Annotated in this window: 1 protein-coding gene; it reads right to left on the bottom strand. The window is 72.3% G+C overall.

All coding sequences use genetic code 11. The features are described from left to right. A partial coding sequence (locus tag PO768_RS28245; RefSeq protein ID WP_272648710.1) for a glucoamylase family protein occupies positions 1-1145 on the bottom strand: 1145 nt, incomplete at its 3' end. Positions 1146-3409 lie beyond the last annotated feature (2264 nt).

Raw genomic sequence — 3409 nt, 5'->3', positions numbered from 1 at the left:
GTGGCGGCCAGCGGCGGCGGGCCCGGGTCCGGCGCGGCCAGCCGCGAGACCTCGCGCGGCGCGCTCTCGTGCAGCAGCGAGGCCACCGCCTGCAGATGGGCGTCGGCCATGCCCCAGCGCTGCGCGACGCCGCCCAGCAGCAGATTGGCCAGCGCGACGATGCTCATGCCCTGGTGGTGCGACATGAAGGTGCTGACCGGCATGAAGGCGGCCGCGCCGGTGCGGCGCGAGGGCGTGAAGTCCAGCGCCTCGATGAAGCCGTAGCGGCCGCGCGCGCCCAGCGACTCCAGCCGCTGCAGGTTCTGCAGCGCGCGCTGCGGCGCCAGCGGGGCGGCCATCGCCGTCGCATACGGCGCGATCACCAGTTCGTCCGGCGGAGTGCGGCGCAGCGCCAGCCGCGGCACGCCCTGCGGCGCATACTGGTAGGCCAGCGTGTGGTCGCTGCCGGCATAGGCCGACTCCGACACGCCCCAGGGCGTGCCGTGCAGCGCGCCGAAATCGATCTGCTCCTGCACCGCCGCCTCGCAGGCCTCGCGCAGCGCGCTGCCCTGTGGCTCGTCCAGCACCAGGCCCGGCATCAGGTATTCGAACATCGAGCCCGACCACGAGCGCAGGCCCGCCGCCGTTCCTTGGGCGTAGAAGGGCCGGCCCAGCGCGCTCCAGTGGCGCACCGGCACATCACCCTTGGCGATTGCCAGCAGGCTGGTCAGGCGCGACTCCGAGGCCAGCAGATCGAAGAAGCCCTCGTCGAGCTGCTGTTCGGCGACGCGAAAACCGATATGGAAGAGCTGGCGCTTGTCGCTGTAGAGAAACTTGAAGTCGGCCTCCCAGGTCAGCACCTCGCAGTCGCGCGCCAGCGCGCGCAGGCGCAGCCTGCCGTCGTCGCTGCCCAGCAGCATGGCCTGGCGGTCCAGCTCCATCGAGCGCAGCGTGGCCAGGTGGTCGGCCAGCAGCCAGGCCAGCGGCTCGGCGGCCATGTGTGCCTGCATCAGCAGCTCGAAGCTCTCGGCCTTGTGGGTCTCGATGAGCAGTGGCGAGTCCGCCGGCAGCAGCGCACGCAGCCGCAGCCGCGAGGCGGCCAGCGCGCGCCGCGCGGGGCCCTCATCGTAAGGGGCCTGGGCCAGCTCCAGGCAGGCCTGGGACACCGCCAGCAGATGGCCGCAGAGATTGCCGNAGCGCACGCAGCCGCAGCCGCGAGGCGGCCAGCGCGCGCCGCGCGGGGCCCTCATCGTAAGGGGCCTGGGCCAGCTCCAGGCAGGCCTGGGACACCGCCAGCAGATGGCCGCAGAGATTGCCGCTGTCGACGCTGGACACATACATCGGCAGCAGCGGCGCCCGGGTCTGCGTGTCATACCAGTTCAGGAAATGGCCGTGGTAGCGCTGCAGGCCGGCCATGCTGGCCAGTGTGGCTTCCAGGCGCTTGAGCAGCTCCTCGGTGCCTATCCAGCCGAACTGGCGGGCGCAGACGGCGCTCAGCAGGTAGAGCCCGAAATTGGTCGGCGAGCTGCGATGCGCCAGCATTTCATGCGGCAGGGTCTGCAGATTGTCGGGCGGCAGATGCAGATCCTCCGGGCCGACGCAGCGCTCGAAGAAGCGCCAGGTGTCACGCGCGACGCCGCTCAGATAGGCCTGCTCGGCGGCCGGCCGCGTGGCGGCGCGGCGCCGTGGCCGGCTGACCCACCAGCTGACAAGCGGCGCGCCCAACCACAGCAGGCCCAGCGCCAGGCTCAGCGCAGGGTAGGGCGTGCGGCCGCTGAGCAGCAGCGCGCCCAGCAGCAGCAGGCTCAGCAGCGGTGCACGCCAGTGCTGGCGCAGGCTCTCCAGCAGGCCGGTCTTGGCGGCGGCCTGGGCGGCCGCAGCGGTGGTCCATTGCAGCAGCCCGCGCCGGCTGATCAGCGTGCGGTAGAGCGAGCGCGTGATCGCATCCAGCGCCAGCAGCGCCTGCTGCGGCAGCTGGCTCAGATGCCAGAGGCCGCCGGCCAGCGCGCGCACGAGTTCCAGCATGGCCTGACGGTAGAAGTGGCCCAGCGCCAGATCGTCTCGGCTGGGCGCCAGGCCGGCCAGCGCGCCCAGCAGCGGCCCGGCGGTGAAGGCCGCCAGCACCAGGGTCAGCGCGGCCGCCGGCGACAGCACCAGGCCGGCCAGCGACAGCAGCAGAAGCGCCAGCGCGGCCGGTGCCACCAGCGAGCGGCGCAGGTTGTCGAACATCTTCCAGCGGTTGATCGCTCGCAGCCGGTAGCGGCCCGGTTTCAGTAGCAGCGGCAGCAGCTGCCAGTCGCCGCGGGTCCAGCGGTGCACGCGCGAGGCCGCCACATCGGCGTGAAAGGGCGCCTCCTCGATCAGCGTGATGTCGCTGACCGCCGCGCAGCGCGCCAGCGAGCCCTCCAGCAGATCATGGCTCAAGACCTGACCCTCGGGCAGGCGCCCGGCCAGCAGCGCGTGGACGGCGTGCACATGCAGCAGGCCCTTGCCGGTGAAGGTGCCCTCGTGGAACAGGTCCTGATAGACCTCGGAGCTGGCGGCGCTGTAGGGGTCGATGCCGCTGCGGCCGGCGAACAGCCAGTGATAGGGCGTGAAGTCGCGCTCGGCCGGCAGCGGCGTCACGACACGCGGCTGCAGGATGCCGTAGCCGCCCAGCAGCCGCTGCCCGCTGGCGTCCAGCCGCGGCTGGTTGTGCGGGTGGGCTGCGACGCCGACCAGCTCGCGCAGGCGGCCGGGCGGCATGCCGGTGTCGCTGTCCAGCGTGACGATGTAGCGGGTGTCGGCGGCGATCTGTGTGAGTTCGCCCAGCGGCATGAAGGCGGCGGCGTCGCCGCTGGCCAGCGCCTGGACCAGCTCTTCGAGCTTGCCGCGCTTGCGTTCCCAGCCTATCCAGCGCTGCTCGCTGGCGCTGAAGCGGCGCCCGCGATGCAGCAGCAAAAAGCGCGGCGGCGCTCCCGGCGCGGCCGGATGACGCAGATTGAGTGCGCGCAGCTGCTGCGCGGCCTCGCTCAGCAGCGCCTCGTCGCCGTCGACATGCTGCTGCTCGGCGTCGCCCCAGTCACTCAGCAGCGCGAACTGGGCGTGGGCTTCCGGGTTGGCCAGATGATGCAGCTGCAGGCGCTGGGCCAGCGCGCGGATCGCGCCGGGCTCGCCCAGCAGCGCCGGGATCACGACCATCACGCGATGCTCGGCCGGGATGCCCTCGGCCAATGCCAGTCGCGGCAGGTGCTGAGGCCGCAGCGATTCGCTGACCATGCGGTTGAGCAGGGCGACCACGGCCTCGGAGGCCGGGATCAGCATCAGCGCAAGACCCAGCCAGAGCAGCCACCCGGGCTCGAGCGCAGACCTGGGCAGCAGCGCGCCGACCAGGGCCACCGTGCCCAGCGCCAGCGTGCCCAGATACAGCGGCAGGCGCAGCCGGCGCACG

The organism is Paucibacter sp. XJ19-41, assembly GCF_028462495.1.
In the GTDB taxonomy this organism is placed as follows: domain Bacteria; phylum Pseudomonadota; class Gammaproteobacteria; order Burkholderiales; family Burkholderiaceae_C; genus Roseateles_E.
The sequence above is the reverse complement of the archived record's forward strand: the minus strand, read 5'-3'. Positions and strand labels throughout refer to the sequence as shown.